Annotated in this window: 16 protein-coding genes; 10 read left to right on the forward strand and 6 right to left on the reverse strand. The window is 67.6% G+C overall.

From position 1 onward, the window contains the following. The first annotated feature begins 112 nt into the window (after positions 1 to 112). The 4 genes from NH8B_RS00065 (at position 113) to NH8B_RS00080 (ending at position 3,972) form a co-directional block, all read left to right on the forward strand. Positions 113 to 1,342 (forward strand): molybdopterin-dependent oxidoreductase, encoded by a 1,230-nt coding sequence (locus NH8B_RS00065; RefSeq protein WP_014085491.1) that lies wholly within the window; start codon positions 113 to 115, stop codon positions 1,340 to 1,342. Positions 1,343 to 1,352: 10 nt separating this feature from the next. Beyond that, complete coding sequence (locus tag NH8B_RS00070) at positions 1,353 to 1,637, forward strand: sulfite dehydrogenase cytochrome subunit sorb (protein WP_014085492.1); 285 nt, start codon at positions 1,353 to 1,355, stop codon at positions 1,635 to 1,637. A 209-nt stretch (positions 1,638 to 1,846) separates the two neighbouring features. Next, the gene (locus NH8B_RS00075) at positions 1,847 to 2,230 is read left to right on the forward strand and encodes a sulfite exporter TauE/SafE family protein (RefSeq protein ID WP_014085493.1); all 384 of its coding nucleotides are present in this window, start codon (positions 1,847 to 1,849) and stop codon (positions 2,228 to 2,230) included. 107 nt (positions 2,231 to 2,337) lie between these two features. Then, positions 2,338 to 3,972, forward strand: a complete 1,635-nt coding sequence (locus tag NH8B_RS00080) for an NAD-dependent malic enzyme (protein ID WP_041703192.1) — start codon at positions 2,338 to 2,340, stop codon at positions 3,970 to 3,972. 31 nt (positions 3,973 to 4,003) lie between these two features. On the opposite strand, the gene NH8B_RS00085 is transcribed toward NH8B_RS00080, so the two are convergent. The 5 genes from NH8B_RS00085 to kynB all read right to left on the reverse strand — a co-directional run bounded on the left by NH8B_RS00085 (position 4,004) and on the right by kynB (position 9,131). Continuing rightward, positions 4,004 to 4,774, reverse strand: a complete 771-nt coding sequence (locus tag NH8B_RS00085) for an ABC transporter permease (RefSeq protein WP_014085495.1) — start codon at positions 4,772 to 4,774, stop codon at positions 4,004 to 4,006. 5 nt (positions 4,775 to 4,779) lie between these two features. Beyond that, positions 4,780 to 5,592: an ATP-binding cassette domain-containing protein gene (locus NH8B_RS00090; protein ID WP_014085496.1), complete on the reverse strand. Its 813-nt coding sequence runs from the start codon at positions 5,590 to 5,592 to the stop codon at positions 4,780 to 4,782. Between the two features lie 113 nt (positions 5,593 to 5,705). After that, positions 5,706 to 7,094 (reverse strand): amino acid permease, encoded by a 1,389-nt coding sequence (locus tag NH8B_RS00095; RefSeq protein WP_014085497.1) that lies wholly within the window; start codon positions 7,092 to 7,094, stop codon positions 5,706 to 5,708. A gap of 123 nt (positions 7,095 to 7,217) precedes the next feature. After that, a complete protein-coding gene (gene kynU, locus NH8B_RS00100) occupies positions 7,218 to 8,468 on the reverse strand; it encodes a kynureninase (RefSeq protein WP_014085498.1) in 1,251 nt (416 codons plus the stop codon). A gap of 27 nt (positions 8,469 to 8,495) precedes the next feature. Next, complete coding sequence (gene kynB, locus NH8B_RS00105; RefSeq protein ID WP_014085499.1) at positions 8,496 to 9,131, reverse strand: arylformamidase; 636 nt, start codon at positions 9,129 to 9,131, stop codon at positions 8,496 to 8,498. Positions 9,132 to 9,273: 142 nt separating this feature from the next. Between kynB and NH8B_RS00110 the strand changes: the two genes are divergently transcribed. From NH8B_RS00110 to NH8B_RS00125, 4 genes are all read left to right on the forward strand, one after another. Further along, positions 9,274 to 9,747: an Lrp/AsnC family transcriptional regulator gene (locus tag NH8B_RS00110; protein ID WP_014085500.1), complete on the forward strand. Its 474-nt coding sequence runs from the start codon at positions 9,274 to 9,276 to the stop codon at positions 9,745 to 9,747. 149 nt (positions 9,748 to 9,896) lie between these two features. Beyond that, entirely contained in the window at positions 9,897 to 10,160 is a 264-nt protein-coding gene (locus tag NH8B_RS00115; RefSeq protein WP_008955823.1) for a hypothetical protein, read from the forward strand. 220 nt (positions 10,161 to 10,380) lie between these two features. After that, a complete protein-coding gene (locus tag NH8B_RS00120) occupies positions 10,381 to 10,857 on the forward strand; it encodes an aminoacyl-tRNA deacylase (protein WP_008955824.1) in 477 nt (158 codons plus the stop codon). 56 nt (positions 10,858 to 10,913) lie between these two features. Continuing rightward, positions 10,914 to 11,120 (forward strand): CDGSH iron-sulfur domain-containing protein, encoded by a 207-nt coding sequence (locus NH8B_RS00125; protein WP_014085501.1) that lies wholly within the window; start codon positions 10,914 to 10,916, stop codon positions 11,118 to 11,120. 102 nt (positions 11,121 to 11,222) lie between these two features. Here NH8B_RS00125 and pdxH read toward each other — a convergent pair whose 3' ends face one another. Continuing rightward, positions 11,223 to 11,864, reverse strand: coding sequence for a pyridoxamine 5'-phosphate oxidase (gene pdxH, locus NH8B_RS00130; protein WP_014085502.1), 642 nt, complete (start codon positions 11,862 to 11,864; stop codon positions 11,223 to 11,225). 112 nt (positions 11,865 to 11,976) lie between these two features. Here pdxH and hemA point away from each other — a divergent pair, with 112 nt between their 5' ends. Beyond that, positions 11,977 to 13,230, forward strand: coding sequence for a glutamyl-tRNA reductase (hemA, locus tag NH8B_RS00135; RefSeq protein WP_014085503.1), 1,254 nt, complete (start codon positions 11,977 to 11,979; stop codon positions 13,228 to 13,230). Beyond that, on the forward strand, positions 13,230 to 14,306 hold the full coding sequence (gene prfA, locus NH8B_RS00140; protein WP_014085504.1) for a peptide chain release factor 1: 1,077 nt from the start codon (positions 13,230 to 13,232) through the stop codon (positions 14,304 to 14,306). The genes hemA and prfA overlap by 1 nt, the downstream gene beginning before the upstream one ends. Positions 14,307 to 14,635 lie beyond the last annotated feature (329 nt).

Raw genomic sequence — 14,635 nt, forward strand, 5'->3', positions numbered from 1 at the left:
GCTCTCCCGTGCGGCAGTCGCTTGGTCTTCGATGGCGGTCTGCAAATCGCATTGCGTTGCCCTTGCCACCATCTAACATGGAACAAACTCCAACAATTCGGGAGGGGCGGCGATGGGTATCAACCGGCGGGATTTTTTGCGTGTCGGCTCGGGTGGCTTGCTGCTGGCTGGCGGGGGTTTGCTGGTGCCGGCCTGGGCCAAGGGCGCGAAGTTGCTGCAGCCGGCGGCGCTGCCGGATGGCGCGCGTGAGTCGGCCTTGCTCGAGGCCCTGCCCGGCAAGGTGCCGCTGATCAAGCGCAGTTACCGTCCTCCCAACTATGAAACGCCGCCGGAGTACTTCCGCGAGGTGTTCACGCCCAACAAGGCGTTTTTCGTGCGCTATCACCTGGCCAACATTCCCGAGGTGGAAGCGCGCAGCTGGCAGCTGCGCATCGGCGGCGAGGTGGAGAGCCCCCTGATGCTGACGCTGGACGAGCTGCGCCGCTTCGAGACGGTGGAGCTGGCGGCGGTGTGCCAGTGCTCGGGCAACCGGCGCGGCCTGTTCCAGCCGCACGTGCCGGGGGTGGAGTGGAGCTACGGCGCGATGGGCAACGCGCGCTGGCGCGGGGTGCGCTTGCGCGACCTGCTGAACAAGGCCGGGGTGAAGAAGGGCGCGCTGGAGCTGGTGCTCGACGGCGCCGACGGCCCGGTGCTCGACAAGACGCCGGATTTCGTCAAGAGCCTGCCGCTGTGGAAGGGGCTGGACGAGAACACCCTGATCGCCTTCGAGATGAACGGCGAGCCGCTGCCGCACTGGAATGGCTTCCCGGCGCGGCTGATCGTGCCGGGCTGGACCGCCACCTACTGGGTCAAGCACCTGAGTTCGATCAACGTGGTGTCGGCGCCGTTCGACGGCTTCTGGATGAAGAGCGCCTACCGTGTGCCCACGGGCAAATTTCCGGTGGTGGAGCGCTTTTTGTCGCAGGAGACGGCGGCCAACACGCCGATCACCGAGATGGTGGTGAATTCGCTCATCACCAGCGTGCGCGACGGCGAGCGGCTGCCGCTGGGCAAGCCGCTGGAGCTGGCCGGCATCGCCTGGGACGCCGGCTACGGCATCCGCCAGGTGGAGGTTTCCATCGACGGCGGCATGAGCTGGCGCAACGCCGAGCTCGGCACCGATCACGGCCGTTTCTCCTTCCGCCCCTGGCATTATCGCTTCCAGCCGCGCCACAAGGGCCGCTATACGCTGCTGGCCAAGGCCACCAACCGCATCGGCCAGACCCAGACCTTCGAACTGATCGCCAACCCGGCCGGGTATCACCACAACCTGGTGCACCAGGTGGCGGTGGACGTCGTGTGAGGGGCCCGCCATGAACAAGACACTCTACGCGCTGCTGTTGCTGCTGCCGGCCCTGGCGCTGGCCGACGAGAGCGCCGTCAAACTGCGCCAAGGCAGCAACCAGGACGTGGTCGCCCGCAATTGCGCGGTCTGCCACAGCCTGGACTACATCCAGATGAACTCGCGTTTTCTCGACCGCAAGGGCTGGGAGGCGACCGTCACCAAGATGGTCAAGGTGATGGGGGCGCCGATCAAGGAAGAAGACGTGCCCCTGATCCTCGATTACCTCGATCAGCAGTACGGCAAGCCGAAGTAGGCGGTGCCGGCCGGGTACATGCGGCAGCGTCCCGGCATCGGGTTCCCCCGCCGGGACCGACGCGGGCTTCGTGCTGCCGAGGCGGGACAAGGTGCGCGAGGTGTTCGACGGCGTCGCCACCTCGCGGAAGGATCAACCCTTCGCCTCGATTTGGCCGGCCTGCTTCTCTCGGCGCGGATCGGGGCGAGTCCCTGGTCGGGAGAACCTCCATGCTTGCATGGCTCATCTTCGCCATCATTGGCACGCTCGGCGGCGTGGCCGCCGGCTTGTTCGGGGTGGGCGGCGGCATCGTTATCGTGCCGGCGCTGATTTACTGGGCGGGTTTCTCGCAGCACGTGGCCACCGGCACGTCGCTGGCGGTGCTGTTGCCGCCCATCGGCCTGGCGGCCGTCATCGAGTATTACCGGCACGGCAACGTCGACGTGCGCGCCGCCGTCATTCTCGCCGCCACCATGTTTCTCGGCGCGTGGCTGGGCGCCTATTTCGCCAACCGCATGGCGGGGCCTCAGTTGCGCCTGCTCTTCGGCGTGTTCATCACCGGGCTGGGCGTGTACCTGGTGTACGGCGCCTGCAAGCGGCTGGGCTGGCTCTGAACGGAGCGCGCGGTGCCTGAAGTATCGGGGCCGATTCACTATGGTGAAGAAACAGGCGCCGTCCGGGCTCGCGTGCCCCGATGCCGTTCTTCCTGTGGGAGAAAAACATGGGCCAAGCCGTTCCGCTTCCCCGCACCGACGTCGTGCGCGATCCCCACCTCAACCAGGGCACCGCGTTTAGCGCCGAGGCGCGCGAGCGGCTGGGGTTGAGCGGGTTCTTGCCGCCGCGCATCGAAACGCTGGACGAACAGGCGGCGCGGGCGCTCGACATGGTGCGCGCCCAGGCCGGCCCGATCGAGCGCTACGTCTACCTCTCCGCCCTCCAGAACGAGAACGAAACGCTGTTCTACCGGGTGGTCGTCGACAATCTGGCGGAATGCCTGCCGCTCATCTACACCCCCACGGTTGGCCAGGCCTGCCTGGAGTGGAGCCGGCGTTACCTGGCCCCGCGCGGGCTGTACCTGACGCCGGAACACCAGGGGCAGGTCGCCGACATCCTCCGGCGCTGGCCGCAGCGCGACATCGACATCATCGTGGTGACCGACGGCGGCCGTATCCTCGGGCTGGGCGATCTGGGCGCCAACGGCATGGGGATTCCCATCGGCAAACTGGCGCTGTATACCGCCTGTGCCGGCGTGCCGCCGTCGCGTTGCCTGGCGGTGACGCTGGATGTGGGGACGGATACGGCCTCCCTCCGCGAGGACCGCTTCTATCTCGGCCGGCGCGTGCCCCGGCTCGCCGGGGAGGCCTACGACAGTCTCGTCGACGAGTTCGTCGGCGCGGTGCGCCAGGTGTTTCCCGGGGCGGTGCTGCAGTTCGAGGATTTCAACAACGCCAACGCGTTCCGCCTCTTGGTGCGCTACCGCGACCAGCTGTGCTGCTTCAACGACGACATCCAGGGCACCGGCGCCATGGGGCTGGCCGGGCTGTACGCCGCCGGCCGGATGACGGGACGCACGTTGGCCGAAGAACGCCTCCTGTTTCTCGGTGCCGGCGAGGCGTGCCTGGGGATCGGGTCGCTCGTGATCAAGGCGCTGCAGCATGCCGGGGTCGAGCTGGCGCAAGCGCGCTCGCAGTGCCTGTTTGTCGACTCGACCGGCCCGGTGGTGGCGAGCCGCCGCGATCTGCCGCCGCACAAGCGCGTGGTGGCGCAGGACCGCGCTGCGCAGCCCGACCTGGTGGCGACCATCCGGGATTTTCGGCCGACCGTGCTGATCGGCGCCACCGGCTGCGGCGGCCTGTTCACCCGGGCGGCGCTGGAGGCGCTGGCGGAGGTCTGCCCGCGCCCCGTGGTGTTCGCCCTGTCCAACCCGACCGCCAAGGCGGAGTGCACCGCCGAGCAGGCGTACGTCTGGAGCGCCGGCCGCGTGATCTTCGCCAGCGGCAGCCCGTTCGAGCCGGTGACCGTGGCGGGGGTGTCGCATGCGCCGGGGCAGGCCAACAACGCTTATATCTTTCCCGGCTTCGGACTCGGGCTGATCGTCTCCGGCGCCCGCCGCGCCAGCGACGAGATGTTCTTCGCGGCGGCCAGCGCCCTGGCCGGCCAAGTCAGCGCCGACGATGTGGCCGCCGGGCGCATTTTCCCGCGCCAGGCGCAGCTGCGCGTTGTGGCGCAGGCGGTGGGCGCGGCCGTTGCCCGGGTGGCGTACGAGCAGGGCGTGGCGACGCAACCCCGGCCGGATGACCTGGACGCGGCGGTCAGCCAGGCGATGTGGCAGCCGCGCTACGCGGCCACGGTGTGAGCCGGGTGGTACAGGGCGGGCCGGTCAGCGGCTAGCGCGCCAGCCCCGGGTAGAGTCTGGCCGCCAGGGCCAGCAGCAGCAGGAAAACCAGCAGCATGATGCCGAAGCTGGTGGCGTCGCCGTAGACGCTATGCCCGCCCACGATCATCGCCCCGCGCAGCGCGTCCACCAGGTAGGTGAGCGGGTTGAAGGCGGCGATGCCGCGCAGCCAGTCCGGCATGATATCGAGCGGATAGATGGCGTTGGAGGCGAAAAACAGCGGCATGGTGAGCAGCTGGCCGATGCCCATGAAGCGCTCGCGCGTCTTGACGATGCAGGCGATCACCAGCGAGAAGGTGGAGAAGATGCACGAGCCGACGAACACGGCGGCGGCCACGGTGACCATCGGCAGCGGCTCCCAGCGGATCGCCACGTGCAGCGCGATCGCCACCAGGTACACCACCGCCGCCTGCACCAGCCCGCGCAGCCCCGCCGCCACCGCCTTGCCGAACACCAGGGCGCTGCGCCGCGCCGGGGTGACCAGCAGCTTGTGCACGATGCCGAGATCGCGCTCCCAGATGATGGCGATGCCGTAGAAGATGGCGCTGAACAGGATGCTCTGCGCCAGGATGCCGGGGGCCATGTAGTCGAGGTAGCGCAGGCTGCCGGTGGGGATGCCGCGCACGTGGCTGAACACCTGGCCGAACACCGCCAGCCACAGCACCGGCTGCACCGCGCGCGACAGCAGCTCGGTGGGGTCGCGCCGCAGTTTGCGCACCTCGGCGTCGGTCACAGCGGCGCTTTCGTAGAGCCAGGCGAGCATGTGTTTCACCCCAGGCGTTGGATGGTGCCGCGGCTTTGGCGGATGCCGCGGTAGTAGCCTTCCTGCTCGATGACGGCGCCGCTGAAGTGGGCGAAGACATCGGCCAGGTCGGCCTGTGGTCCGACTTGCGCCTTGAGCGCGTCGGGTTGGCCGATGACCGCCAGCTGGCCCTGATGCAGGATGGCGAGTTCGTCGCACAGCACGTCGGCCTCTTCCATGTCGTGGGTGGTGATGAGGATGGTCATGCCCTGGCTGTGGCGCAACTGCTGCAGCCGCTCCCACACGGTGCGGCGCGCCACCGGGTCGAGGCCGATGGTGGGTTCGTCGAGAAACAGAATTTCCGGGGTGTGCAGCGTGGCCTGGGCCACTTCGAGGCGGCGGATCATGCCGCCGGAGAAGGTGCGCACCAGCTTGTGCGCCACCGTCTCGAGGCCGGCGAAGGCCAGCGCCTCATGCACCCGCGTCTTGAGGCGGGCGCCGTGCAGGCCGTACAGGCGCGCCGACAGGGTGAGGTTCTCAGTGGCGGTGAGGGCGCCGTCGGCCGACAGCAGCTGGGGCACGTAGCCGATGCGCCGCCGCACCTCGATCGGGTCGGCCGCGACGTCGAAACCGGCCACCGTGGCGCGGCCGGAACTGGCTTCGAGCAGGGTGGTGAGAATCTTGATGGTGGTGCTCTTGCCGGCGCCGTTGGGGCCCAGCAGGCCGAAGATCTGTCCGCGCGCCACGCTCAGGGTGAGCCGGTCGAGCGCCGTGACGTGGTTGAAGCGTTTGCACAGGTCAACCGTGGCAATCGCGATGGAGTTGTTGGTAGCGGCCATGATCCATGCTAGCACCGAAGGCGGCGCTTGGCCGGTTACGGCCAGGCTCCCCGCCGTGGCCGTGGCTACCGGCCGGGCGGGGGGAGGTCGGCAGGGCGGGCGGCCGCGTGCGCTTACGCCTCGCCGCGGCTCAGGCCGCTCTGGCGGAAGAACAGGTAGTACACCGCGCTGAGCACGGCGAGGAAGGGCAGGCCGAACACCAGGGTCATGCGGAACACCTCGGTGAAGGCGGTGGTGACCAGGATCGCCAGCATCAGCAGCAGGCCCGCCAGCGTGGTGAGCGGAAAGCCCTTCATGCGGAACGACAGCGCCGGGCCACCCTGGCGGTCGTGGAAGCGGCGGAAGCAGTAGTGGGTGAGAAAGATCATCAGCCAGGTGAAGATGGCGCCGAACATCGAGATTGCCATCATCAGCTCGAACGAGTGCTCCGGGTACAGCAGATTGAGCACCGTCGCCAGCGCGATGCCTACGGTGGACAGCAACAGGGCGTTGAGCGGGATGCCGTTGCGGGTGACGCGGCCCATGCCGGCCGGGGCGTGGCCGGCGCGCGACAGGCTGAACATCATGCGCGTAGTGATGTAGAGCTGGCTGTTCATGGCGGAGAGCGCCGCCACCAGCACGATGAAGTTGATCACCCCGGCGGCGCCCGGAATGCCCAGCACCTCCATCACCTTGACGAAGGGGCTGCCGCTCTTGCCGGCGGCGTCCCACGGCACGATGGCGAGGATCAGCGCCAGCGACAGCAGGTAGAACACCGCCAGGCGCAGCATGGTGGCGCGGAAGGCCTGCTTCACCGCCTGTTCCGGATTGTCGGCCTCGCCGGCGGCGACGGCGATCATTTCCACGCTGAGGTAGCTGAAGATGGAGATGATCACGGCGACCCAGGTGCCCGAGAGGCCGTGCGGGAAGAAGCCGCCGTGCGCGGTGTAGTGCTGCAGGCCGTACTGCGCCGAGCCGGAGCCGAAGATGACGTAGGCGCCGAGCAGGATGAAGCCGACGATGGCGATCACCTTGATCGTCGAGAACCAGTATTCCACCGTGCCGAAGGCCTTGACGCTGGTGGCGTTGATGGCGATCAGCAGGCTGGAGAACAGCGCGATCCAGGCCCAGGCCGGCACCGCGGGGAACCAGAACTTCATGTACACCGCCACCGCCGTGACCTCGGTGCCGACCGCCAGCACGATGCACGACCAGTAGGCGTAGCGCACCAGAAAGCCCGCCAGCGGACTGACGTAGTGCTCGGCGTAGGCGCCGAACGAGCCCGAGGTGGAGTGGGCCACGGTCATTTCCGCCAGGCAGCCCATCAGCAGCAGGGTGATCAGGCCGCCGATGGCGTAGCTGATCAGCACGCTGGGCCCGGCAAAGCCGATGGCGAAGCTGCTGCCGAGGAACAGGCCGGTGCCGATGGCGCCGCCGATGGCGATCATGCTCATCTGGCCGGCGCTGAGGCGGCGGTGCAGGCCCTGCTCACGCCGCGCGATGTGGTCGAACGAGTTGCTCATCTGTTTCTCCATTCATGAGGTGAAGCCGCCGGCAATACCCGGCCCGCCGCCCGGCTGGTCGGAGCGGGGCGGGGTCGGGCAAGGGCGGTCGTTGTTATGGGGTGAGGCGGACGGCGCGGGGGCTCAGGTCACCGAGGCGCGCTGGTGGAATTCGGGGCGATCCCAGCTGCCGCTGTCGAGGATGTCCTTGAGCGTGTCCACCGCGTCCCAGATGTCGGCGTAGCCGAGGTAGAGCGGGGTGACGCCGAAGCGCAGCACTTCCGGCTCGCGGTAGTCGCCGATCACGCCGCGCGCGATCAAGGCCTGCATCACGGCGAAGCCCTGCGGGTGGCTGAAGCTGACGTGGCTGCCGCGCCGGGCGTGCTCGCGCGGGGTAACCAGGGTGAGCGGGTGCGCGGCACAGCGTTGTTCCACCAGCTCGATGAAGAGGTCGGTGAGCGCCAGCGACTTGTCGCGTACCGCCGTCATGTCGGCCTGCAATGCCACGTCTAGGCCGCATTCGATCAGCGACATCGAAACGATGGGCTGGGTGCCGCACAGGAAGCGGCGGATGCCGCTGGCGGGCTGGTAGTCGGTGGCCATCGCGAACGGGCGCTGGTGTCCCCACCAGCCCGACAGCGGCTGCCAGAAGCGGTCCTGGTGGCGTGCCGCGACCCAGATGAAGGCGGGCGAACCGGGGCCGCCGTTGAGGTATTTGTAGGTGCAGCCGACGGCGAAGTCGGCCTCGGCGCCGTTGAGATCGACCGGCACCGCGCCGGCGGCGTGCGCCAGATCCCAGATGGTGAGGATGCCGTGGCGGTGCGCCAGCGCGGTGGTGGCGGCCATGTCGTAGAGGTAGCCGGTGCGGTAGTTGACGTGCGACAGCAACAGCACCGCGACGTCGTCGTCCAGCGCCGCCTCCAGCGGCGTGGCGTCGTCGATCAGGCGCAGCTGGTAGCCCTGCTGCAGCAGGTCGATCATGCCCTGGATCATGTAGAGATCGGTGGGGAAGTTGTCGCGTTCGGACACGATCACGCGGCGCTCGGGGTGGTCCTGCTGCTGGATGCGCAGGGCGGCGGCGAGCGACTTGAAGAGGTTGAGCGAGGTGGTGTCGGTGACCACCACTTCGCCGCCGTTGGCGCCGATCAGGCGGCCGAGCTTGTCGCCCAGGCGCGCCGGCAGGTCGAACCAGCCGGCGGTGTTCCAGCTGCGGATCAGGCCGACGCCCCATTCCTGGTCGATGACCTCGGCGCTGCGCGCGCGCGCCGCCTTGGGCAGCACGCCGAGCGAGTTGCCGTCGAGGTAGATCACGCCGGGGGGCAGGTCGAACTGGTGTTTGAGTGCGGCCAACGGGTCGTGCCGGTCGGCGGCGAGGCAGGCTTCACGGGTATGCATGGTGGGTCTCCTTGTGGGCGAGGTGTGTCAGGCCAGCGTTCTGAGCACGGCCCGAACCGGGCTGGCGTCGAGCTGGACGAGCTTCAGGGGCAGCGCGATCAGTTCGTAATCGCCTTCCGGCATGTCGTCGAGCTGCAGGTTTTCCAGAATCGCCATGCCATGGCGCGCCACGGCATGGTGGGCATCGAGCGTCTTGCTGTGGGCCGGGTCGAGCGAGGCGGTGTCGACCCCGATCAGGCAAACGCCTGCTTCGGCCAACCCGTCGATGGCGACCGGGTCGATGGCGGCAAAGTGCCCGTCCCACTGGCCGCGCGGAAACTGCCGGTAGCTGCGGATCAGCACGCGCGGCGGCAGCGGGCCGGCAACGCCCTGCAGCCGGGCCGCCAGTTGCGGCCACGTGACCAGGGGGCCGGCGTCCAGACAATGCACGACGCGGCAGGGGCCGAGGTAGGGCGTCAGCTCGACTGCGCCGATGGCCAGGCCGTGCGGCGAGTAGTGCAGCGGGGCGTCGGCGTGCGCGCCGCAGTGCGTGGAGAGCGTCAGGCGCGAGACGTTGACCGGGCAATCGGCGCCCAGCTGCCAGGTGCGGTGTGCGCTGAAGGGCGTGTCTCCCGGCCAGACCGGGGTGCCGGCGGACAGCGGCGGCGTGATGTCGAACAGCATATGGAGCAGGCCTTCTTGGCTACGGCTGATGAAAACTATGCTAGCACCGGCGGCTTTGGCCAAAATTGCAAGTTAGACTTGTCGATGTGCCATTTTTCGCAGATTATTCGAAGAAATAGTGCTAAACGATTGGATATTGCAGATGCAGATCGATTCGATAGATTGGCGCATTCTTGCCGCGCTGCAGCAGAACGGCCGGCTCAGCAATCAGGACCTGGCCGACAAGGTGGCGCTGTCGCCGTCGGCCTGCCTGCGCCGGGTGCGCACGCTGGAAGAGCACGGCCTGATTCGCGGCTACCACGCCGAACTCGACGCGCAGCAGCTGGGTTTCGAGCTGGAGGCCATCGTGCACGTCACGCTGGACCGCTCGCGCGAGGAGTGGCACGAGCAGTTTCTGGAGCAGATCGCGGCGCTCGACGAGATCGTCGCCGCCTACGTGGTGAGCGGGCCGACCAACTACGTGCTGCACGTGCGCACGCGCCATCTCACGGCGTTTTCCAATTTCGTGGTGGAGAAGCTCAACAAGATTCCGGGCATGCGCGACATCTGCTCCTATATCGTGATGAAGAAGGTCAAGGACCGCCTGGGCCGGCTGCCGGTGGACCAGGGCGACTGAAGCGCGGGCCGGCGCGGCGCGTGCTTGGGGGGCGGCGCTTTTCTGCGCTACATTGCATGAGGCGCGGCCCGTATTACGCCGCCATGCCGTCGTCTCCGACGGCTCTTGACCGTGATTCGACCGTAACTGCAACCACAAGGAACAGAACAATGCGCAAATTCGTGATGATGGCCCTGTTGGCCCTGGTTTCGGCCAACGTGGCCCTGGCCGGCGACGCCGCGTGCGAAGCCAAGGCGGCGGAGAAGAAGCTGGCGGGTGCCGCCAAGGCCAGTTTCCTCAAGAAGTGCGAGAAGGACAGCAAGGGCATGGCGGCGCAGTCGAGCTGCGAGGGCAAGGCCGCCGAGAAGAAGCTGGCGGGCGCCGCCAAGAGCAGTTTCATGAAGAAATGCGTGAAGGACGCCGGCGCCAAGTAAGCCGGCAGCGCGTGGCGTATCACCCGGGCCCGTCCGTTGTGGACGGGCTTTTTATTGCACGGGCGACGGGCGCGGGTCGCCGGATGCCTTCACTTGTGGGGGAAAGCGGGCTAGCTTTAAAGAATCTCAAGGGGCAACCATTCGCATACCGCATGGCCCGCGCCCGTCATCCGTCGGCGTCCGGCGGCCGGGTCATGGCCGACTTTGGAGGAGGACGATCATGTCGATCTCTACCACCTTGCAGGACTGCCTGAGCCGCAAGGGCAGTCAGTACGATATCGTGCATCACGCGCACACCCATTCCACCAGCGAAACCGCCCAGGTGGCGCACGTGCCGGGCGACCGTCTGGCCAAGACGGTGCTGCTGGCCGACGAGCGCGGCTACGTCGCGGCGGTGCTGCCGTCCACCTTCCGCCTGGACATGTCGGAGCTGAGGGACACCACCGGACGGGATCTGGAACTGGTCCGGGAGGCCGAGCTGTCGGCGCTGTTCCAGGACTGTGAAATCGGCGCGGTGCCGCCGGTGGGCATGGCCTACGGCATGCAGACCTACCTCGACGAGAGCTTGGCGATGCAGCCGGACATCTACTTCGAGGCGGGCGATCACGAGGACCTGATCCACATGCGCACCGAGCAGTTCCTCAACTTGATGGACAAGGCGGAGCGGGGCAGTTTCGCCCACCGCTGGAGCACGTGACGGAGCCGGGCCGGCGCGGCCGACGCCCGCGCCGGCCCTAGCGTCAGGGAGCACGCATGGGAAAAGCCATCATCACGCCGCGCAATAACGGCCCGTATCACATCAAGGGCGAGTTCACGATCGTCACCCAGGGCGGCCGGGAGATCGCCGTCGAGGGGGACCAGGTCTGGCTGTGCCGCTGCGGCCACTCCAGGAACAAGCCGTTCTGCGACGGTTCGCACAAGGCGGCCGAGTTCAAGAGCGATCTGGACGAGCCGTCGTAGCGGCGCCGTGGAGCGGCCCGCCGTGGACGGCGCGGGCGCGGCAGACAGCAAAAAAGGTTGGCTTCGGCCAACCTTTTTTGCGGTAGCGGGACGACCCCGGGGTTAGGGCGCCAGCCGCGACTTCTGCCACTGGCCGGCATCGTCCAGCGTGTACACCACGCGGTCGTGCAGCCGGCTGGGGCGGCCCTGCCAGAATTCGATGCGGTCGGCGGCCACGGCGAAGCCGCCCCAGTGCGGCGGGCGCGGCACGTGCAGCGGGTACCTGGCGCCGAACAGCGCGGCACGCTTGATCAGCTCGGCCTTGGAGGCAATCTCGCTGCTCTGTTCCGAGGCCCAGGCGCCGAGGCGGCTGGCGTAGGGGCGGCTGTGGAAGTAGGTGTCGGACACCTCCGGCGCCACCGTCACGGCCTTGCCTTCGATGCGCACCTGGCGTTCCAGCTCGGGCCAGAAGAAGGTCAGCGAGACCCAGGGGTTGGCCGTCAGCTGGCGTCCCTTGCGGCTGTGGTAGTTGGTGTAGAACACGAAGCGGCCGTCCTCCACCCCCTTGAGCAGCACGATGCGCGCGCTGGGGCGGCCGTCGTCGCCGACGGTGGCCAGGTGCATCGCGGTCGGCTCGTTGACCTTGGCGGTGATGGCTTCGTTGAGCCAGAGCGTGAACTGCGCGACGGCGTCGGGCAGGCAGTCGTCCGGCGACAGTTCCTTCTGGGCGTAATCGTGGCGGATATCGGCGAGCTTCAGCGACATGGCGTCCTCCTGTGGGGCGCTATCTTACTCCCTTGGCCTCCGCCGTGGGGAGTAGGGACGGGAGCACTGGTTTAGGCTAGAATAAGCCATTTAACCTGCGGCCTTTCCGCTCATGCATCTGGTTGCTTTCGGACTCAATCATCAAACCGCGCCGTTGTCGGTCAGGGAGAAGCTCGCTTTCCCGGCGGAGGTATTGCCGGGAGCGCTGGAGAGCCTGGTCCATTCCGACGCCGCGGGCGAGGCGGCCATCGTCTCCACCTGTAACCGCACCGAGATCTACTGCGCGAGCCACAACCCGCAGGCGGCGCTGGAGTGGCTGTCGCAATTCCACGGCCTGCCGCTCGACGAACTCGTCCCCTACCTGTACCAGCTCGACGCCGCCGCCGCCGCGCGCCACGCCTTCCGCGTCGCCTCGGGGCTGGATTCGATGGTGCTGGGCGAGACGCAGATTCTCGGTCAGATCAAGGACGCGGTGCGCGCCGCCGAGCAGAGCGGCACGCTCGGTACCCAGCTCAACGCGCTGTTCCAGAAAACCTTCGCCGTGGCCAAGGAAGTGCGCAGCAAGACCGCGGTCGGCGCCAACTCGGTGTCGATGTCGGCGGCGGCGGTGAAGCTGGCCGAGCAGATCTTCCCCACCATCCGCGAGCTCAAGGTGCTGTTCATCGGCGCCGGCGAGATGATCGAGCTGGTGGCCACGCACTTCGCCGCGCGCAACCCGTCCTGTATCACCGTGGCCAACCGCACGCTGGAGCGTGGCGAGAAGTTGGCCGAACGCTTCGGCGGCAACGCCATCACCCTGTCCGACCTGCCCGAGGCGCTGCCGCGCTACGACGTGGTGGTGACCTCCACCGCGAGCCAGCTGCCGATCCTCGGCAAGGGCCTGATGGAGCGCGCCATCAAGATCCGCCGCCATCGCCCGGTGTTCATGCTCGACCTCGCCGTGCCGCGCGACATCGAGGCCGAGGTGGGCGAGCTGGACGACGTCTTCCTCTACACCGTGGACGACATCGCCAGCGTGGTCGAGGTCGGCCGCGAGGCGCGCCAGCTGGCGGCGGAAGAGGCCGAGACCATCATCCAGGCGCGCGTGCAGGAATTCGTCGAATGGCTCAAGCGGCGCGAGACCGTGCCCTTGATCCGCGGCCTGCGCGACGAGGCCGAGCGCGTGCGCCGCCACGCGCTGGAGGCGGCGCACAAGCAGCTGGCGCGCGGCGACGACCCGGCCAAGGTGCTGGAAGCGCTGTCGCAACAGCTCACCAACAAGCTGATGCACCCACCGACCCAGGCACTGTCCGCGGGCCACGGCCCCGAGCATGACGCGCTGGTGCACGCCATCACGCGTCTTTACCGTTTACACCCGGAGTCGTAATGAAACCGTCGATTGCGACGAAGTTGAGCCAGCTGGCGGACCGGCTGGAAGAAGTCACCCATCTGTTGGCGAGCGAAGCCGCCACCCGGGACATGGACTCGTTCCGCAAGCTGACGCGCGAACACGCCGAACTCACGCCGGTGGTCGAAACCTACCAGGCCTATCGCCTGTGCGAGAGCGACCTCGCCACCGCCACCGAGATGCTGGCCGACCCGGACATGAAGGAATTCGCCCAGGCCGAGATCGACGAAGGCAAGGAGCGCATGGCCAGCCTCGATGTCGAGCTGCAGAAGCTGTTGCTGCCCAAGGACCCCAACGACGAGAAGAACATCTTCCTCGAAATCCGCGCCGGCACTGGCGGCGACGAGGCGGCGCTGTTCGCCGGCGACCTGTTGCGCATGTACACGCGCTTTGCCGAGCGCAACCGCTGGCAGGCCGAGATCGTGTCGTCGTCCGAGTCGGACCTCGGCGGCTACAAGGAAGTGATCGTGCGGCTGGTGGGCTTTGGCGCCTTCTCGCGCCTCAAGTTCGAATCGGGCGGCCACCGCGTGCAGCGCGTGCCGGCCACCGAAACCCAGGGCCGCATCCACACCTCGGCCTGCACCGTGGCGGTGATGCCGGAGGCCGAGGAAATCGCCGAGGTGGTGCTGAACCCGGCCGACCTGCGCATCGACACCTTCCGCGCCTCCGGCGCCGGCGGCCAGCACATCAACAAGACCGACTCGGCGGTGCGCATCACCCACCTGCCCACCGGCATCGTCGCCGAATGCCAGGACGGCCGTTCGCAGCACGCCAACAAGGCCAGCGCGATGCAGGTGCTGGCGGCGCGCATCTACGACATCCAGCTGCGCGCGCAGCAGCAATCGGTGGCCGCCGAGCGCAAGAGCCTGATCGGCTCGGGCGACCGCTCCGAGCGCATCCGCACCTATAACTACCCGCAGGGCCGCATCACCGACCACCGCATCAACCTGACGCTGTACAAGCTCGATCAGGTGATGGACGGCGACCTGTTCGAACTCACCGACGCGCTGATCGCCGAACACCAGGCCGAGCTTCTGGCCGCCATGGGCGACTGAGCACCTGTTCCCGCTCTTGCTGCGCCTCCCTGATCGGGGCTCATGGGCACTGCGTGCCACTGAGCTAATCACTGCGTGCCAATCTTCTGATTGGCTCAGCGGAGCGGAAATCCTCATGTACTCCAGTACATTCCGGTTCCTGTGCTGCTCTTCGCTCCGCTGAGGGCTGCTCCCGACAGATCGTGAACAGGTTCTGAGTTCTTCCTCTCGTCTTGCCGCCACGCGGGCCGCCTTCGGGCGGCCCGTTTCGTTTGGGGGCGGGCTTGCCTTTTTAAGTGCCATATATTATATATTTGTATATATTGTTTTCGAATGGCGCACAAAGGAGC

This window comes from Pseudogulbenkiania sp. NH8B (genome assembly GCF_000283535.1).
GTDB lineage: Bacteria > Pseudomonadota > Gammaproteobacteria > Burkholderiales > Chromobacteriaceae > Pseudogulbenkiania > Pseudogulbenkiania ferrooxidans.

Coding starts and splice junctions, on each gene's coding strand:
- NH8B_RS00065 (WP_014085491.1), top strand. CDS start 113: ATGGGTATCAACCGGCGGGATTTTTTGCGTGTCGGCTCGGGTGGCTTG.
- NH8B_RS00070 (WP_014085492.1), top strand. CDS start 1,353: ATGAACAAGACACTCTACGCGCTGCTGTTGCTGCTGCCGGCCCTGGCG.
- NH8B_RS00075 (WP_014085493.1), top strand. CDS start 1,847: ATGCTTGCATGGCTCATCTTCGCCATCATTGGCACGCTCGGCGGCGTG.
- NH8B_RS00080 (WP_041703192.1), top strand. CDS start 2,338: ATGGGCCAAGCCGTTCCGCTTCCCCGCACCGACGTCGTGCGCGATCCC.
- NH8B_RS00085 (WP_014085495.1), bottom strand. CDS start 4,774: ATGCTCGCCTGGCTCTACGAAAGCGCCGCTGTGACCGACGCCGAGGTG.
- NH8B_RS00090 (WP_014085496.1), bottom strand. CDS start 5,592: ATGGCCGCTACCAACAACTCCATCGCGATTGCCACGGTTGACCTGTGC.
- NH8B_RS00095 (WP_014085497.1), bottom strand. CDS start 7,094: ATGAGCAACTCGTTCGACCACATCGCGCGGCGTGAGCAGGGCCTGCAC.
- kynU (WP_014085498.1), bottom strand. CDS start 8,468: ATGCATACCCGTGAAGCCTGCCTCGCCGCCGACCGGCACGACCCGTTG.
- kynB (WP_014085499.1), bottom strand. CDS start 9,131: ATGCTGTTCGACATCACGCCGCCGCTGTCCGCCGGCACCCCGGTCTGG.
- NH8B_RS00110 (WP_014085500.1), top strand. CDS start 9,274: ATGCAGATCGATTCGATAGATTGGCGCATTCTTGCCGCGCTGCAGCAG.
- NH8B_RS00115 (WP_008955823.1), top strand. CDS start 9,897: ATGCGCAAATTCGTGATGATGGCCCTGTTGGCCCTGGTTTCGGCCAAC.
- NH8B_RS00120 (WP_008955824.1), top strand. CDS start 10,381: ATGTCGATCTCTACCACCTTGCAGGACTGCCTGAGCCGCAAGGGCAGT.
- NH8B_RS00125 (WP_014085501.1), top strand. CDS start 10,914: ATGGGAAAAGCCATCATCACGCCGCGCAATAACGGCCCGTATCACATC.
- pdxH (WP_014085502.1), bottom strand. CDS start 11,864: ATGTCGCTGAAGCTCGCCGATATCCGCCACGATTACGCCCAGAAGGAA.
- hemA (WP_014085503.1), top strand. CDS start 11,977: ATGCATCTGGTTGCTTTCGGACTCAATCATCAAACCGCGCCGTTGTCG.
- prfA (WP_014085504.1), top strand. CDS start 13,230: ATGAAACCGTCGATTGCGACGAAGTTGAGCCAGCTGGCGGACCGGCTG.